This window comes from Achromobacter animicus (genome assembly GCF_902859585.1).
Classification (GTDB): domain Bacteria; phylum Pseudomonadota; class Gammaproteobacteria; order Burkholderiales; family Burkholderiaceae_B; genus Achromobacter; species Achromobacter animicus.
The window spans coordinates 625,848-642,275 of sequence record NZ_CADIJM010000003.1; the positions used below are offsets into that span (position 1 = coordinate 625,848).

At 67.4% G+C, this 16,428-nt stretch carries 16 protein-coding genes; 8 read left to right on the plus strand and 8 right to left on the minus strand.

Annotated elements, in window-relative coordinates:
- The first annotated feature begins 1 nt into the window (after position 1).
- Entirely contained in the window at positions 2–490 is a 489-nt protein-coding gene (locus tag HV681_RS11985; protein ID WP_175123272.1) for a 2-amino-4-hydroxy-6-hydroxymethyldihydropteridine diphosphokinase, read from the plus strand.
- Between the two features lie 133 nt (positions 491–623).
- Here the strand turns inward: HV681_RS11985 and HV681_RS11990 are convergent, their stop codons facing one another.
- From HV681_RS11990 to HV681_RS12005, 4 genes are all read right to left on the minus strand, one after another.
- Entirely contained in the window at positions 624–1,520 is an 897-nt protein-coding gene (locus HV681_RS11990; protein ID WP_175123273.1) for a sugar kinase, read from the minus strand.
- A 71-nt stretch (positions 1,521–1,591) separates the two neighbouring features.
- Positions 1,592–2,425 carry an HpcH/HpaI aldolase/citrate lyase family protein gene (locus tag HV681_RS11995; protein WP_175123274.1) on the minus strand — a complete coding sequence of 278 codons (834 nt, stop codon included), beginning with the start codon at positions 2,423–2,425 and terminating at the stop codon, positions 1,592–1,594.
- Entirely contained in the window at positions 2,422–3,615 is a 1,194-nt protein-coding gene (locus HV681_RS12000) for a CaiB/BaiF CoA transferase family protein (RefSeq protein WP_175123275.1), read from the minus strand. The genes HV681_RS11995 and HV681_RS12000 overlap by 4 nt, the downstream gene beginning before the upstream one ends.
- Entirely contained in the window at positions 3,612–4,442 is an 831-nt protein-coding gene (locus tag HV681_RS12005) for an HTD2 family dehydratase (protein WP_175123276.1), read from the minus strand. Before HV681_RS12005 ends, HV681_RS12000 begins: the two co-directional genes overlap by 4 nt.
- 143 nt (positions 4,443–4,585) lie before the next feature.
- Between HV681_RS12005 and HV681_RS12010 the strand changes: the two genes are divergently transcribed.
- Positions 4,586–5,479 carry a LysR family transcriptional regulator gene (locus tag HV681_RS12010; RefSeq protein WP_175123277.1) on the plus strand — a complete coding sequence of 298 codons (894 nt, stop codon included), beginning with the start codon at positions 4,586–4,588 and terminating at the stop codon, positions 5,477–5,479.
- 12 nt (positions 5,480–5,491) lie between these two features.
- Here HV681_RS12010 and paaG read toward each other — a convergent pair whose 3' ends face one another.
- From paaG to HV681_RS12025, 3 genes are read right to left on the minus strand one after another with little or no spacing between them, the layout of a single operon-like run.
- Complete coding sequence (gene paaG, locus HV681_RS12015) at positions 5,492–6,298, minus strand: 2-(1,2-epoxy-1,2-dihydrophenyl)acetyl-CoA isomerase PaaG (RefSeq protein WP_175123278.1); 807 nt, start codon at positions 6,296–6,298, stop codon at positions 5,492–5,494.
- On the minus strand, positions 6,295–7,407 hold the full coding sequence (locus tag HV681_RS12020; protein ID WP_175123279.1) for an acyl-CoA dehydrogenase family protein: 1,113 nt from the start codon (positions 7,405–7,407) through the stop codon (positions 6,295–6,297). Before HV681_RS12020 ends, paaG begins: the two co-directional genes overlap by 4 nt.
- Before the next feature lie 33 nt (positions 7,408–7,440).
- Positions 7,441–8,631, minus strand: coding sequence for an acyl-CoA dehydrogenase family protein (locus HV681_RS12025; protein ID WP_175123280.1), 1,191 nt, complete (start codon positions 8,629–8,631; stop codon positions 7,441–7,443).
- Positions 8,632–8,846: 215 nt separating this feature from the next.
- On the opposite strand from HV681_RS12025, the gene HV681_RS12030 reads away from it, so the two are divergent.
- The 6 genes from HV681_RS12030 (at position 8,847) to HV681_RS12055 (ending at position 15,208) form a co-directional block, all read left to right on the plus strand.
- Entirely contained in the window at positions 8,847–9,251 is a 405-nt protein-coding gene (locus tag HV681_RS12030; protein WP_175123281.1) for a Zn-ribbon domain-containing OB-fold protein, read from the plus strand.
- Positions 9,248–10,420 (plus strand): thiolase family protein, encoded by a 1,173-nt coding sequence (locus tag HV681_RS12035; RefSeq protein ID WP_175123282.1) that lies wholly within the window; start codon positions 9,248–9,250, stop codon positions 10,418–10,420. The genes HV681_RS12030 and HV681_RS12035 overlap by 4 nt, the downstream gene beginning before the upstream one ends.
- 17 nt (positions 10,421–10,437) lie before the next feature.
- Positions 10,438–11,955 carry a class I adenylate-forming enzyme family protein gene (locus HV681_RS12040; protein WP_175123283.1) on the plus strand — a complete coding sequence of 506 codons (1,518 nt, stop codon included), beginning with the start codon at positions 10,438–10,440 and terminating at the stop codon, positions 11,953–11,955.
- A gap of 57 nt (positions 11,956–12,012) precedes the next feature.
- Positions 12,013–12,987, plus strand: coding sequence for a Bug family tripartite tricarboxylate transporter substrate binding protein (locus HV681_RS12045; RefSeq protein WP_175123284.1), 975 nt, complete (start codon positions 12,013–12,015; stop codon positions 12,985–12,987).
- A 19-nt stretch (positions 12,988–13,006) separates the two neighbouring features.
- On the plus strand, positions 13,007–13,975 hold the full coding sequence (locus HV681_RS12050) for an NAD(P)H-dependent flavin oxidoreductase (protein ID WP_175123285.1): 969 nt from the start codon (positions 13,007–13,009) through the stop codon (positions 13,973–13,975).
- Between the two features lie 561 nt (positions 13,976–14,536).
- Entirely contained in the window at positions 14,537–15,208 is a 672-nt protein-coding gene (locus HV681_RS12055) for a lysozyme inhibitor LprI family protein (protein ID WP_175123286.1), read from the plus strand.
- A gap of 122 nt (positions 15,209–15,330) precedes the next feature.
- On the opposite strand, the gene HV681_RS12060 is transcribed toward HV681_RS12055, so the two are convergent.
- Positions 15,331–16,353 (minus strand): Bug family tripartite tricarboxylate transporter substrate binding protein, encoded by a 1,023-nt coding sequence (locus HV681_RS12060; protein ID WP_175123287.1) that lies wholly within the window; start codon positions 16,351–16,353, stop codon positions 15,331–15,333.
- Positions 16,354–16,428: the final 75 nt, after the last annotated feature.

Below are 16,428 nucleotides of genomic sequence, written 5' to 3' on the forward strand. Positions count from 1 at the left end.
CATGCCGCAGCCGTCCGTGCGCGCCTACGTCGGCCTGGGCGCCAACCTGGGCGACAGCGCGGCCACCCTGCGCCAGGTCCTGGCGCAGTTGCAGGCCACCCCGGGCATCACCGGGGTAACGTCCTCGCCGTTCTACCGCAGCGCGCCGGTGGATGCCACCGGCCCCGACTTCATCAACGCCGTGGCAGCCGTGGACACCGTCCTCGCGCCACTGGCATTGCTGGACGTCCTGCAGGCGCTTGAAAACGAACACGGCCGCCTGCGCCCCTACCGCAATGCCCCCCGCACCCTCGATCTGGATCTGCTGCTGCACGGCGATACGCGGCTGGATGACGCGCGGCTGATCCTGCCGCATCCCCGCCTGCATCTGCGCGCCTTCGTCCTGCTGCCGCTGCGCGATCTTGCGCCCGGCTTGGCCGTGCAAGGACAGCCGCTTGACGCGTGGATCGACGCGATCCACGATCAGCCGATCGAACGAATCGCGCCCTGAGCGCAGGATCAGCAGCGCGGCGCAATGCGCGCCCGCGCAATCGCGCGGCACATTGCGCAGAACATTACGCAGCACGTGACACTACACATAGCGCGAAACATAGCGCGACACATGGCGCGCCGCGTGCCAGCCGTCACGCCTTCGGCGTAAACGCCATCATCGCCCGCTCGACGTCTTCCACGCCCGGCAGCCCCGCCTCGTTCCCCAGATGCTGGATCTTGTGCGCGGAGGCCGCCCGTGCAAACGTGAAATGCTCGATCCACGGTTGTTCCGGCCGCGTCAGGTAGGACCACACATACGCGCCGTGAAACACGTCGCCCGCGCCCGACGTGTCGATGATGCGCGCAGCCGGCACATCAAGCGACGGCAGCGTGTCGACGCGCCCCGTCTCGTCGTACCACAGCATGCCGCGCTCGCCGAGCGTCACCGCGCCGATGCGGCAGCCGCGCTCCTTCAGCAGATCCAGCAGCCCCTCGGGCGACAGACCTAGCTGCTCGCACATGCGCTCGGCGCACACGGCCACGTCGATATGGCGCAGCAGTTCGTCGGTGTTCTCGCGCATGCCGCCCCCGTCCAGCGAAGTCAGCACGCCGGCCTGGCGGCAGGCGCGCGCGTAATGCAGCGCGGCGTCGGGCTGATGACCGTCCAGATGCAGGGCGCGATAGCCGCTAATGTCCAACCTGGGAAAGTCGTTCAGGTAGCCCGCGTCGCGCGCGCGGACGATGGCGCGCTTGCCGTGGTTGGGCATGATGAACGACAGCGAGGAGCGCCGCACCTGGCGCGCGTGCAGCGTGACGCCATGCGCGGCCGCCATGTCCGAGTACATGTGGCCCAGCCAGTCCGGCGCCAGCGAGCAGATCAGATCGGGCGGCAACCCCAGCCGCGCGCAGGCAAACGCCGCCGTCACCGCATTGCCGCCGAACGAGACCGCGTAGTCGCGCGCCACGCTTTTCTGGTCGCCCGTGGGCCATTCGTCGGCCAGCACGGTGACGTCGATGTAGGTATGTCCGATGAAAAGCGCCTCGCCCATGGGCCCGCCTTGTCAGGTTGTATGCGCGGGGCGCCTCGGCGCAGGGTCTGGACGAGGCGCCGGCGCGGGATTCAGCCGCGCGCGGATTCGCCCGCCTGCGCCAGCACCAGCCGCGCTCGTGCGATGACAGGTGCGTCGACCATCTTGCCATCCAGCATGAACGTGCCCGCGGCCGTGTCGCGGTGCGCGGCGATGACGCGCCGCGCCCAGTCGAGTTCCTGCTGGGCCGGCACGAAAGCGGCGTGGATGACGGGCACCTGCGTGGGATGGATGCACAGCATGCCGCCAAAGCCCATCTGCTGCGCGCGGCCGGCTGCCGCGGCCAGTCCGGCCTGATCCTGCACACCGGGAAAGACGCCATCCAACGCAGGCGCCAGGCCTGCGGCACGGGTGTGCAGCAGCACCTGCACCCGGGCGTGGTCCAGCACGGTTTCGGCGCCCGGCGTGTCGGGCGTCAGGCCCAGGTCCAGGCCGTAATCCAGACTGCCGAACGCCAGCCGCGCAACACCAGGGGTGGCGGCGATCTCGCCGGCATTGAGAATGCCCTGCGCGGTTTCAAGAATGGGAATCACGGGACAGCCGGTCTGCGCTGCGTGCCGCACCTGCATCATGCTTTCGGCCTTGGGCAGCAGGATGCCCGCCACGCCGGCCCTGCCGCGGCAGGCCTTCAGATCGTCGTCGTGCCAGGACGTGGAGGCGTCGTTGATGCGCACCCAGAGCCGGGCCTCGCGATTCAAGCCCAGGAAATCGCACAGGGCTTCGCGGGCCGACGCCTTGGCCAGGTGCTCCACGGCGTCTTCCAGGTCCACGATGACGGCGTCCGCGCCCGCAGCCAGCGCTTTGGGGATGCGTTCGGGCCGCGAGGCCGGCACAAACAGGGCGCTACGAACGACGGGATGCGTCACACAACCTCCGAGGCATGGAGCTGCGCCACCTGATCCGGCGCGTATCCCAGAGATGCTAGCACCGCATCGGTATTTTGGCCCACCGCGGGCACAGGCCCCATGTGCGCCGTGAACGCGTTGCTGGTGGCGGGCGGCAGCAGTGCCGGCAGCATGCCGGCGGGGCTATCGACCTCGCTCCAGCGCTGGCGCGCCTGCAATTGCGGATGCGCCCACACGCCGGCCATGTCGTTGACGCGCGCATTGGCGATCTGGGCGTCTTCCAGGCGTTGCGTCACCTGCTCAATGGACAGGTCGGCAAACGCGGCAACGATCAGCGCGCGCAGCGCGTCGCGGTTGGCGGTGCGCAGCGAATTGGAGATGAAGCGCGGGTCCTCGGCCAGCTCGGCCTGGCGCAGCACCTGGGCGCAGAAGACGCGCCATTCGCGTTCGTTCTGCAGGCCCAGCATGATGGTCGAACCGCCGCCCACCGGGAACGGCCCGTACGGATAGATGGAGGCATGCGCCGCGCCCGCGCGCACGGGCGGCGCGGCGCCGTCAAAGGCGTAGTACATGGGGAAACCCATCCACTCGACCATGCTCTCCAGCATGGACACGTCCAGCCGGCTGCCCTGGCCCGTGCGCTGGCGCAGCAGCAGCGCGTTCAGGATGGCCGAATAGGCGTACATGCCCGCGGCGATGTCCGCGATGGAACATCCTGCCTTGACCGGATCGTCCTTCGTGCCGGTGACCGACAGGAAGCCGCTTTCGCTCTGGATGAGGAGGTCGTAGGCCTTCTTGTCCTGGTAGGGGCCGCCCTCGCCGTAGCCCGAGATGTCGCAGACGATGAGGCGCGGGTATTTCTGGTGCAGCGCCTCGAACGACAGGCCCAGGCGCGCCGCGGCGCCGGGCGCCAGGTTCTGCACCAGCACGTCGGCCGATTCCAGCAGGCGGTCCATGATGCCGCCGGCTTCGTCGCGCTTCAGGTCCAGCGTCAGGCTTTCCTTGGAGCGGTTGGTCCAGACGAAGTGCGAGGACAGGCCCCGCACGCGCTCGTCGTAGCCGCGTGCGAAGTCGCCGGTCCCGGGGCGTTCGATCTTGATGACGCGCGCGCCCATGTCCGCCAGTTGGCGGGTGCAGAAAGGCGCGGCGATGGCGTGTTCCAGGCTGACGACGGTGATGCCGTCCAGCGGGCGGGAGGCCTGCATGTTCATTCGGTGAACCTCAATTCGGCTTGATGGGCCAGCGTGCCGTCCTGCTCGGCCCAGAGCTGGGCGACGCCCGGCTCGGACAGGCGGCCGGCAACCTGGAAGGGCGCGGGGGAAATCAGCGGACGCAGGCCGCGGTAGGCAAGATGCGTGAGGCGGGCCTTGGGATGCGCGCGCACAAAGGCGGCGACCATCTCGGTGGCGATGAGCGGGCCGTGGACCACCAGGCCGGGATAGCCTTCGACGCCGGTGACATAGGGATGGTCGTAGTGGATGCGATGGCCGTTGAAGGTGACGGCCGAATAGCGGAACAGCAGCACCGACGTGGGATTGACCGTGTCGCGCCATTGCGCCTGCGGCGCCGGCTCGCTGCCCGTGAGCTTGGGCGGCGTGGGCTGGCGGTACACGATGTCCTGCTCTTCCAGGATGGCCACTTCGCCTGCCTGCCGGTATTCATGCTGCACGGTCACGAACAGCAGGGAGCCGGTGCGGCCGGTCTTTTCCTTGACCTCGGCCACGGTGGACACGCGCTCGGCCGGCACGCCGACCTTGAGCGGCTGGCGGAATTCCACCCGGCCGCCCGCCCACATGCGGTTGCGGTCCTGCGCGGGCGGCAGGAAACCGCCGCGCGACGGGTGGCCATCCGTCCCCAACCCGTCCATGCCCACGGTGGAGATGAAGAACGCCCATTGCCACAACGGCGGGAGGTCGTCGCCCTCGGCCGGCACCGGACCGCCCAGGGTGGCGGCGATACGCGCGGCGTGGCCGGGATCCATGGCGTCCGCCTTGCGTTCGCCGCTGCCGATCCACGCGGCCGGATCTGTAGATGTCATGCCGAGTTCCTCTGGTGGTGTTTTTACAGCCTGAAGCATGCCCGCAAGCCGTCGGGCGTGTGAATTCGTTTTTCCTCAAGGCGGGGTTTGCTGCGCCTGAATCGGCCATCCGCGCCGGCGCCGGCCGCCGTAATATATGGCCCATGCACTTCGACCTTGCCGACCTCCGACTGTTCATCCACATCGCCGAATCCCCCAGCCTGACGCAGGCAGCCAAGCGGGCGCATCTGTCCCTGGCCGCGGTCAGCGTGCGAATCAAGGCGCTGGAGAACCAGCTCAATTCCCGCCTGCTCTACCGCGACAGCCGCGGCGTCGAAATCACGCCTGCCGGGCAGAAACTGCTGCAGCATGCGCGCGTCATCATGCGGCAGGTGGATCACCTGAAACACGACTTCCAGGAACAGGCCGACGGCGACGCCGGCCACATCCGCATCTTTGCCAACACCACGGCCGTCACGGAATTCATGCCGGACATCCTGGCGCAATTCCTGTCGGGCCATCCGGGCGTCACGGTCGACCTGCAGGAACGCCTGACGCGCGACATCGTGCGCGGCGTGCTGGATGGCACCACCGACCTGGGCATCGTCGCGGGTCCGGTGGATGCACCCGAATTGCAGACCATCCACTTCAGCACCGACCGCCTGGTGCTGGTGGTGCCCAACGGCCATCCGTTGCAGGACCAGGACAAGGTCAAACTGGTGGACGCCGTGCGCTATCCGTTCATCACCATGCACGAAGGCTCCACGCTCGTGGCCTTCCTGCGCGACCAGCTGGAACGCGTCGGCCAGCGCCTGCCGCAGCGCATCCAGCTCTACAGCTTCGACTCGATCTGCCGCATGGTGCAGGCGGGCGTGGGCGTCGGCGTCATTCCCGACTCGGCCGCGCGCCGCTACGGGGCAGACACCAAGCTGCAAGTTGTCGAGCTGGACGAGCCGTGGGTGGTGCGCGAGCGCAAGCTGCTGGTGCGCGACATCGACGCCCTGCCCGGCTGCGCGCGCGAACTCATCGACCAGATCCAGACGCCGCAAACGCCCTGACGTTGCGCCGCGTCATTTGCCGGTGAACGCCGGGGGCCGCTTTTCCGCGAAGGCGCGCATGCCCTCCAGGTAATCGTCGGTGTAGCCCAGCTCGCGCTGCAGGCTGCATTCCAGATCGAACTGCTGCGCCAGCGTGTTGCCGCTGGATGCCTGCAACGCCGCCTTGGTGGCCCCATAGGCGCGCGTGGGGCCGGCGGCCAGCGTGTCCGTCACCTGCTGGATCGTTTCCGCCAGCGCCGCGTCGGGCACCACCCGCCAGATCAGACCCCAGGCCTCCGCCTGCGCGGCCGACACCGGTTCCCCGAACAGCGCCGCGCCCATCGCGCGCGCCGACCCGACCAGGCGCGGCAGGAACCACGTTCCGCCCGCATCGGGCAACAGGCCGATCTTGCTGAACGCCTGCACGAAGCGCGCCGATTCCACCGCAAACACCACGTCGCACGCCAGCACCAGACTGGCGCCCGCGCCTGCCGCCACGCCGTTCATGATGCACACCACCGGCACCGGCAACGCGCGCAGGCGGTTGATGAGCGGGCGATAGCACTTTTCCAGCATCAGGCTCAGATCGCGGCGCGAGCCGTCTTCGGCGGGCTTGCGTTCGCCCAGGTCCTGGCCGGCGCAAAATCCGCGGCCCGCGCCGGTGATCACGAGGCCGCGCAGGTTTTTATGCCCTTCCAGCAGGTCCAGCGCGCGCGACAGCTCGCCGTGCATGACCTCGGTGAAGCTGTTCATGCGCTCAGGACGGTTCAGCGTAATGACGCCCACACCGCGGTCCAGCGTGAACTGGATCTGAGTAAAAGCTGGTACGTGCGCGCTCATGCCAACTCCTCCAGCACGGCCAGCTGCTCGGCCGTATCGCCCATCAATTGATCCACGACGGTCAGGCGCTTGAAATAATCGCCGACCTCCAGTTCGTCCGTCATGCCCATGCCGCCGTGCAACTGCACGGCCAGCTGCGCGACCAGACGGCCGGCGCGCGCGGCTTCCAGCTTGGCCGACGCGATCATGCGGCGCCGCTGCGCCGCGTCGGATTCGGTCAACGCCGCCACCGCCACATAGGCCATGGACAGCGCGAGCTCCTTGGCCACCAGCATCTCGGCCATCCGGTGCTGCAGCGCCTGGAAGGACGCCAGCGGCTGGCCGAACTGCTTGCGGGTCTTCAGGTATTCCACCGTGATTTGCAGCAGCCGCTCCATTGCGCCGGCCGCGTGCGCGCACAGCGCGGCCGTGCCCCATTGCAACGCCTGCGCCAGCGCATCGTCGGCCGCGGCGCCCGCTGCGAGCAGCGCCTCCGCGGTCAGCGTCACCGCATCGAAGTCCAGCCGCGCGCAGCGCGCGCCATCCAGCGTGGGCGTGTCCGTCACGCGCACGCCGGCCGCATCGGCCGGCACCGCCAACAGGACGGTCTGACCATCGCCACCGCGCGCGCTGACGAACCACGCATCGGCGGCCGCGCCGTGCCAGACCAGGTGCTTGGCGCCGTCCAGCCGCCAGCCTTCGGCGGTCTGCGCAGCACGGCAGTCCTGCGGATCAGCCGCATATCGCCGGCCGGGCTCCTGCCACGCCACGCTGACGATGGCCTCGCCCGAGGCAATGGCCGGCAGCCAGCGGCCGCGTGCCGCCTCACCGCAGCCGTCCGCCAACGCCGCGCCCATCACCGCGCTCGGGATGACCGGCTCGGACACCAGCCCGCGCCCCAGCTCGACGTGCACCGGCAGCAGGCTGGCCGGCACCTCGCCAAAGCCGCCGTGGTCCTGCGAAATGGTCAGGCCCAGCACGCCCAGTTCTGCCAGCGCATTCCAGGCCTGCCGGTCCAGCGTGCCCGCGGCCTGGCGGGCGCGCCGCTGGGGAAAGGTCCATGCCTGGTCCACCAGGCGGCGCAGGCTGTCGGCCAGCATGCGCTGTTCTTCCGTGTAGATGAAATCCATGCGTCGTGTTCCTGTCGGGGTTGCGCGGCGGGCCTACACGCCCAGCACGAGGCGGGCGATGATGCCCTTCTGCACTTCGGTCGTGCCGCCATAGATCGAGGTCTTGCGCATATCGGCATAGCCGGCGCCGGCGGCGGCAGCCATCTCGGGGCCGGGGCCATGGAAATCGTTGCCGGCCACCAGCCAGTCGGGGTCATAAGGCCAGGCGTCCGGGCCCGCGACTTCCATCTGCAGCATGGCCAGGTCCTGCTGGATCTCGGACCCGCGGATCTTCAGCACCGAGGCCTCCGGCCCGGGCGTGCCATCGTTGCTGGCGGCCACGCGCAGCAGCAGCATTTCCAGCGCCATGATGTCGACCTCGATACGCGAGATGCGGTCGCGCATCCGGCTGTCCTGCAGCAGCGGCCTGCCGCGCGACTGCGCACGCGCCGCCATGTCTTTCAGGATGCCCAGCTCGCGGTGGCAATGGCCCAGGCCCGCAATGCCGGTGCGCTCGTGGCCGAGCAGGTACTTGGCGTAGGTCCAGCCCTGGTTTTCCTCGCCGACAAGATTGACAACCGGCACGCGCACGTCTTCCAGCCAGACCTCGTTGACGTCATGGCCGCCGTCCAGCGTGCGGATGGGCCGCACCGTGACGCCCGGCGAGCGCATGTCCAGCAGCAGCATCGAGATGCCGCGCTGCGCGCGCGCATCGGGATCGGTGCGCACCAGGCAGAACATCCAGTCCGCATATTGGGCGAGCGTGGTCCAGGTCTTCTGGCCGTTGACCACATAGTCGTCACCATCGCGCACGGCGCGGGTTTTGAGGGACGCCAGGTCGGAACCGGAGCCCGGCTCGGAATACCCCTGGCACCACCAGTCCTCCACACGGATCATGCGCGGCAGCAACCGGGCCTTCTGCTCGGCGCTGCCGTATTTCATCAGCACGGGGCCGATCATGGACAGGCCGAACGGCAGCAGCCGCGGCGCGCCCGCCTTGAAGCATTCCACTTCGAAGATCAGGCGCTGCAAGGCGTTCCACCCCGTGCCGCCGTGCTCGACCGGCCAGTTGGGCGCGCCCCAACCCTGGTCTGCCAGGATGTTGTGCCACCGCACGTAGTCGTCGCGTTCCAGCCGCTGGTGCCGCAGCACCTTGGCGCGTATGTCTTCCGGCAGCTTCTCGGCGGCGAAGGCGCGCACGGCTTCGCGGAATTGGCGCTCTTCTGGCGTCCAGGTCAGGTTCATGGTCCACCTCCTTTGCCCGGTATCTAGCCACGGCGCGTACGGCCGGACAATCTGCCTCTCCCGAAGACGGGCTTCGCGTTGCGTGTAGGGCGTGCGGTCCACTACGGATTGGCAAAAGTCCTGCTTCAGCAATGAAGAATGGCCGAAGCCGTTGGCAGTGCGGACACTAGGCGCTGTTCAGCTTCACGCTTCAATCACTGGAATCCCATCGCACCATGACTGCTCCCGATCAGACGGATGGCGTCTCGCAAGGCGTCGAGGCGCAATACCGCCAGGCGCTCGACGACGGCCGCTTCCTCATCCAGCGCTGCGGCGGCTGCGACCGCGCCGTGTTCTATCCCCGCATGATCTGCCCGCACTGCGGCGCGGACAAGCTTTCCTTCACGGCGCCCGACGGACGCGGCACCGTCTATTCCACGACTGTCGTGCGGCGCAAGCCCGAGGCGGGTGGCGACTACAACGTCGCGCTGATCGACCTGCAGGAAGGCGTGCGGCTGATGAGCCGCGTCGACGGTGTGGCGCCGGACGCCGTTCGCATCGGCATGGGCGTGCGCGCGCAGGTGATCCAGCAGGACGGCCGCGGGCTGGTCGTCTTTGTTCCCAACAAGGAGGCGGCATGACGCTGAACGAATTGCGCGGCGCCGTGGCGGTGGCCGGCGTGGGCCACGCGGGCCTCGGACAGGCCACGGGCTTTACCGAAATGGAAATCCTGGTGCAGGCAGCGCAGCGCGCCGTGGCGGACGCGGGCCTGACGATGCGCGACATCGACGGCATCTGCACGGCCAGTGTGGCCGCGCCGATGTGGGCCATGCCGGTGATCGAACACCTGGGCATCCGCCCGACGTTCATCGACAGCACCATGCTGGGCGGCTCGAGCTTCGTGGCGCATCTGATGCCGGCGCTGCACGCGCTGGCCTCCGGCCAGTGCAATGCCGTGCTGGTCTGCTACGGCAGCACGCAGCGCACGTCCACGCTCAGCCGCGCCGAGGTGGGACGCGTGCGCAAGCAGTTCGATCCGCAACCCTACGAGTCCCCCTACGATCCGCTCAACCCGTTGTCCTCGTACGCGCTGGCAGCCGCCCGGCACATGCATCAGTACGGCACCCGGCGCGAAGATCTGGCGCGGGTGGCGCTGGCGGCCAACCAGTGGGCGCAGCTCAATCCGGAAGCGCAATTGCGCGAGCCGGCCACGCTGGATCAGATTCTGTCTGCGCGCATGGTGTCCGACCCCTTGAGCGTGCGCGATTGCTGCCTGGTCACCGACGGCGCGGGCGCCTACGTGCTGGTGCGCGCCGACCGCGCGCGCGACTTGCCGCGCCCGCCCGTCTATGTGCTGGGCAATGCGACGGCGGTGTGGAACCGGCAGATCTCTTCGATGGAAGACCTGACGGTCACCGCCGCGTCCGAGTCCGGCCGCCGGGCCTTCGCGATGGCGGGCCTTGCCCCCAAGGACATCGACGTCGTCGAACTCTACGACGCGTTCACCATCAACACGTTGCTGTTCCTGGAAGACCTGGGCTTCTGCGCCAAGGGCGAAAGCAAGGAGTTCATCGCGGACGGCGCCATCGCGCCCGGGGGCCGGCTGCCGGTCAACACCAACGGCGGCGGGCTGTGCTGCGTGCATCCCGGCATGTACGGCGTCTTCATCATGATCGAGGCAGTGCGCCAGCTTCGCGGCGAATGCGGCGAACGGCAGGTTTCGGACGCACAGCTTGCGCTGGTGCATGGCAATGGCGGTACCCTGTCCAGCCAATCGACCGCCATCCTGGGCACCCAGGCAACTCTTTGATCCTGACGTATCAACCCATGTCTCACGCAGAACCCATCACCCGCATCCACGACATCCTGGCGCTGCAGGCGCGCCGGCAGCCCGACGCCATCTGCCTGTACGAGGAAGGCGGCGGCACGGTGACCTATGCCCAGTTGTGGCAGCGGGTGCAGGACACAGCGCAATGGCTGCGCGGCCAGGGCGTGCAGCCCGGCCATCGCGTGATGATGGTGGGTGAGAACTGCACGGCGATGCTGGCGGCGCTGTTCGGGTGCGGCGTGGCAGGCGCTTGGCCGGTGGGCGTGAACGCGCGCCTGTCCGGCCGCGAGATCGACAACATCCGCCAGCACGCGCAGCCCGAGCTGGTGCTGTTCACGAGCGGCGTGTCGGCGGCGGCTGCCGCCCATGCCGCCGCGGCGGGCGCGGACGACGCGGACGCGGCCGTCTGGGGACCGGGCGTCGCTGCCGCGCGCGCGGCCGAGCCGACGCACGCCGAAACCGGCGAGCTGGCCGGCGAGGTCGCCACGGTGATCTACACGTCAGGCACCACTGGCGCGCCCAAGGGCGTGATGGTGCCGCATCGCGGGCTGATCCACTTTGCGCGGGTGTCGGCGGCGTCACGCCGGCTGACGCCGCACGATATCGGTTACGCGGCGCTGCCGATGTCGCACATCTTCGGCATCGCGACCGTGTTGATGGCCACGCTGCACGCAGGGGCCAGTCTGGTGCTGCGCAGCCGCTTCGATCCGGAAGACGTGTTCAAGGCGCTGGCGCATCCCGGCGTCAGCATCCTGCAGGGCGTGCCGACGATGTTCAGCCGCCTGATGGCGGTGGCGCCGCCCCGCGCGGAACTGCGCGCGCCGGCCTTGCGCTACCTGTACACGGGCGGCGCGGCGCTGGATCCGACACAGAAGCGCGACGCCGAACGGTACTTCGGCGTGCCGATGCACCACGGCTACGGCATCACGGAATACGCGGGGTCCATGTTCATCACGGACATCGATTCGCCGCGGGACGATTGCTCGGCGGGGCATGCGGTGGACGGCGTGGAGCTGCGTATCGGCAGCCCGGACGCGGTCCCGGCGCCGGGCACGCGCGGCGACCTGCTGATCCGCGGTCCGGGCGTGATGCTGGGCTATTACCGCAATCCGGAACAGACAGCGCAGGCACTGCTGCCGGGCGGCTGGCTCAACACGGGCGACATCGGCTTTGTCGACGCCAGCGGCGCGCTGTTCATCTCGGGGCGGTCGAAGGACCTGATCATCCGGTCGGGCTTCAACGTGTACCCGATCGAGGTCGAGTCGGTGATCAACGCGTTTCCCGGTGTGCGGCTGTCGGCCGTGGTGGGACGCGACACCGAAGATCACAACGAAGAGGTCATCGCTTTCGTCGAGCCGCTGCCGGGCGCGACGATCGACACGAATCTGCTGATGCTGCACCTGCGCGCCCAGCTTGCGCCGTACAAGCGGCCGGCGCGGATCATTCCCATCGAGACGATTCCCACCACCGTCAGCGGCAAGATCCTGAAGCAGCCGCTGAAAGAAAGGCTGGCGTAGGCGCGGACAGCTGTTCCGCTCTGACGACCGGCCACCTATGCACAAGGAGACAAGAGCGTGAACATCAAGACCCTGATCGCCGCGGCCTCGGCCGTGGCCGCGCTGGCTGGCGCGCAAACCGCGGCCGCGCAGACGTATCCCGACCGTCCCATCCGCCTGCTGGTGGGCTACGCGCCGGGCGGCCCGGTGGACACGACGGCGCGTGTCTTTGCGAAGTATCTCGGCGACAAGCTGGGACAGACCGTGGTGGTGGAGAACCGGGCGGGCGCGAGCGGCATGATCGCGTCGGACGCGACCGCCAAGGCGACGCCGGACGGCTACATGCTGGGCTTTGCCGCCAGCCCGACGCTGACGATGTCGCCGCTGGTCCAGCGCAGCACGCTGTTCGATCCGCGCAAGGATTTTTCGTTGATCGGGCTGGTGGTGGACTATGCCAACGTGCTGCTGATCGGGCCGCAGATTCCAGCGAAGAACGTGGGCGAGCTCGTTACCTATGCGCGGGAGCATCCGGAGGCGGTGTCGTTCGGGTCAGCGGGGATCGGGGCGTCGAATCATCTTTCGGCTGAATTGCTGAAGAAGCAGAGCCAGGCGTCGATGCTGCACGTGCCGTATCGGGGGAATTCACCGGCGATGATGGACGTGGTGAGCGGGAAGGTGACGTTCATGTTCGACATCACGAGCACGGCGATTCCGTTCGTGAAGAGCGGCAAGGCGCGGGCGCTGGCGGTGACGTCGAAGACGCGCAATCCGGAGCTGCCGGACGTGCCGACGATGATGGAGGCCGGCATGAAGGATTACGAGGTGGTGGGCTGGTATGCGCTGGTGGGGCCGAAGAAGCTGCCTGATGCGGTGACGGCGCGGCTGACACAGGCGCTGTCGGAGGTGTCGAAGGATCCGGCTTTCCGCCAGGCGATGACGGAAAGCGGGTACACGATCAACGCGGGCGATTCGAAGGCGCTGCAGGCGCGGATCGACCGCGAGTACGCGTTGTGGTCGGACGTGATCCAGACCGCGAAAATTCAGGCCAATTGATTTTCCCCGGAGCATGACGATGAATTCCCCGTCCGCATTGCGAGACCAGATCCGCCTGCCTGTGATTGGCGCCCCAATGTTTCTGGTGTCGGGGCCGCAACTGGTGGTCGCGCAGTGCGCGGCGGGGATCATCGGGACGTTTCCGTCGTTGAACGCGCGGCCGCAGGAGCAGTTGCACGAGTGGATCACGCGGATCGAAGATGGACTGGCGGCGCGGCGTCTCGCGGCGCCATCGCAGAAGGTGGCGCCGTATGGGGTGAACCTGATCGTGCATCCGAGCAATCCGCGCTGGCAAGGCGACTTGGCGATTTGTGCGGAACGGCGGGTGCCGTTGCTGATTACTTCTCTGCACGCGCCGGAGGCTGTCGTGAAGGCGGCGCATGCCTATGGGGGGTTGGTCTATCACGATGTGACGAACGTGCGGCATGCGAAGCGGGCGCTGGATGCGGGGGTTGACGGGTTGATCCTGGTCGCCGCAGGGGCCGGCGGACATGCGGGGCAGATGAATCCGATTGCGCTGGTGAATGAGATACGGGCCTTTTATGACGGGCCGTTGGCGTTATCTGGATGCATCAGCCATGGGAAGGATATTTTGGCTGCGCAGGTGCTTGGATGCGATTTTGCTTATATGGGGACTCGGTTTATTGCTACCCGGGAGTCGCTGGCGGGGGATGCTTATCGGGAGATGGTGCTGGCTGCGCAGGCGGGGGATGTGACTTATACGGCTTACTTTTCCGGGGTGCCGGCGAATTATTTGTCGGCCAGTATTTTGGCTGCGGGGTTGGATCCGGTTGTGTTGGGCAGCAATGGGGTGACGCCGCCTCCGAATATGGATAAGAGTTCTCGGCCTAAGGCTTGGAAGGATGTTTGGAGTGCTGGGCAGGGGGTGGGGGCTGTGCAGGAGGTATTGGCTGTTGCAGAGCTGGTGGCGCAGTTGGAGGGGGAGTATTGGGATGCTTTCAAGGGGGTTTCCCGACGCTCGGCTTAGCCGCTAGCGGGGATGGTTCTTTTGGCGCCCGGCACGTCGTCGGCCTGGGGCGCGCGGGGCTACGATTGCGGTCCGGAGCCTTCGCTCCGGACTGCCCCGTCGTCATCGTCGTTGTCGCCTTCGGCGACTGCCTTCCGATTCCCTCGGGCGCATCTACACGCCCCGCGCGCCCCAGGCCGACGCCGCACCGGGCTCGGGTGGTTTCAGCTTGGCGGGCGCTGGGGCGGGTTGAGTTCTTGAGGTTCTTGGCTGCGCTTGCGCGGGGTTGGAGCGTCTTGCGGGGCCCGCGGCCGGTTGGCCGCGCGGGCGGCCTCCGGACGCTTACGCGGTGTCTTGCGTCAGGGGATGACGCTTCGCGCTTGCCGAGGGCATTTCGCACTCTGGCGCCTGACGCCCTTGGGGCAGATTTCTGACGCCCTTGAGGTACATCCGCCGCATGACGGCAATCTTCGCAGGGTGTCCAGACACCTTCTCCGATGTGACGGCAACACCGGTAAACTGCGCGGTCATGCGGCGCCGGTCGGCGGCCGGACTTGTACATCCTCTGGAGAGCTTCACACCATGATTCGACATCTGGTCCTTTCGGCTTCGCTGGCGATGGCTGGCAGTGTTGTGGCCGCGCCCTCGTTCAATTGCGCCAAGGCTTCCACGCCGGTTGAGAAGTCTCTTTGCGGCAATTCGCGGTTGGGGGATCAGGACGCTGCCATTGCACAGCAATACAAAGCCGTGCGCGATCAACTGGATGCCGAGGCGGCCAAGGCGTTGGTTGCCGATCAGAAGTACTTTCTGGGCGTGCGCGACAGAGCGTATGCAGAGCCCTACGTGCAGAGCACGCCTTTCCAGGCGCTTACCGACACCATGCGATATCGCTTGGAGTTTCTGAAGGCGATCAATCCTAAGCCGGCTGATGGATTTGTCGGCAAGTGGAGGAACATCGAAGGCGAGATCGAGGTGACGCAGAATTCGCGTGGCGAGTTTCTGGTGGCGGCGAATTCGGCGCGGCCGTATAGCGGGAACTGGGTTTGCGATTTGAGCGGCCGGGGCATTGTGTCGGGCGACACGCTGACGGTGATCTATCAGGATGGACCGCCCTGGTCGCTGACGCTCAAGCGCCGCGGTGCAGTGCTGGTGACGGTTGAGACGCCGCCTGCCGGAGTGAAGAATGAGGGCTTTGGGCCGCCGTTTTGCGGCATGAACGGCAGTTTGTCTGGCAACTGGTTCGCGGTGCGCTGATCACCACCGCGGTTGCGCGAGTGACCTGATGCGCAATCGCGCGCTGCGTCAGGTCACTCCTCGGTTGATGTCGGCAATGCTGACCAGCCCAATTCACGCTGATCTTCACGATTCCGACTGGATTACTCCAGCTTGATGTTCGCGGTCTTGATCAGGTCGCGCCACTTTGCGATTTCGTCGCGCACGAACTTTCCAAATTCCTCGGGTGATCCCGGCTTGGGTTCCGCGCCGGCGGCGATCATTGCCTTTGCGGTGCTGTCGTTCGACAGGACCTTCACCATGTCCGCGTTGATGCGCTTGACGATGTCGGGCGGGGTGCCTTTGGGCGCCATGACGCCGCTCCACGAGTAGGCTTCGTAGCCGGGCAGGCCCGATTCGGCGATGGTGGGGATGTCGGGGACCATGCTGGATCGTGTGGGGTTGCCGACGCCCAGCGCGCGGATCTTGCCGCCTTTGAGGTGGGGGACGGCGGAGGGGCCGTCGGCGAACATGACTTGCACCTGGCCGCCGAGCAGATCTTGCATGGCGGGTGCGCTGCCGCGGTATGGGACGTGCTGGATGCGCACGCCGGCCATGGCGTTGAAGAGTTCGCCGGCCAGGTGCGTGCCGCCGCCGGTGCCGGAGGAACTGAAGGACAGTTTGCCGGGGTTCTGTTTGGCGTAGGCGATGAGTTCGCTGACGGTGTTGACGGGCAGCGCTGCGTTGACGACGAGGACGATGGGGAATACCGCGGCCATGCCTACTGGCACGAAGTCGGTGGTAATGTCGTAGCTGAGGTTGTTGCGCAGGCTGGGAAGGACTGCGTGGTGGATGGAGGCGAAGAAGAAGTTGTAGCCGTCGGGCTCTGCTTTCGCGGCGAACTGGGCGCCGACGATGCCGCCGGCGCCAGACTTGTTGTCGACGACGGTGGGCACGGACCAGAGTTGGCCAAGGGGCTGCGTGGTGAAGCGTGCGGTGGTGTCGACGGGGCCGCCGGCGGGAAAGGGAACGATGAAGGTGACGGCGTGGCCCGGCCAGGTGGCGGCGCGGGCCCAGGATGGAAGCATGGCGGCGGCGCAGGCTGCGCCCAGCCCCGCGAGGACGCGGCGGCGGTCTTGATGAATCACGGCAGTCTCCTGAGTTTTGTTCTGGTCACGGCTGGACATCGCGTGCTGCCGCCCGCCGCTGTTTTTTATTATTTGCCGAATGCGGATCGACGCCGCTACGTATTTGCAAAAGCC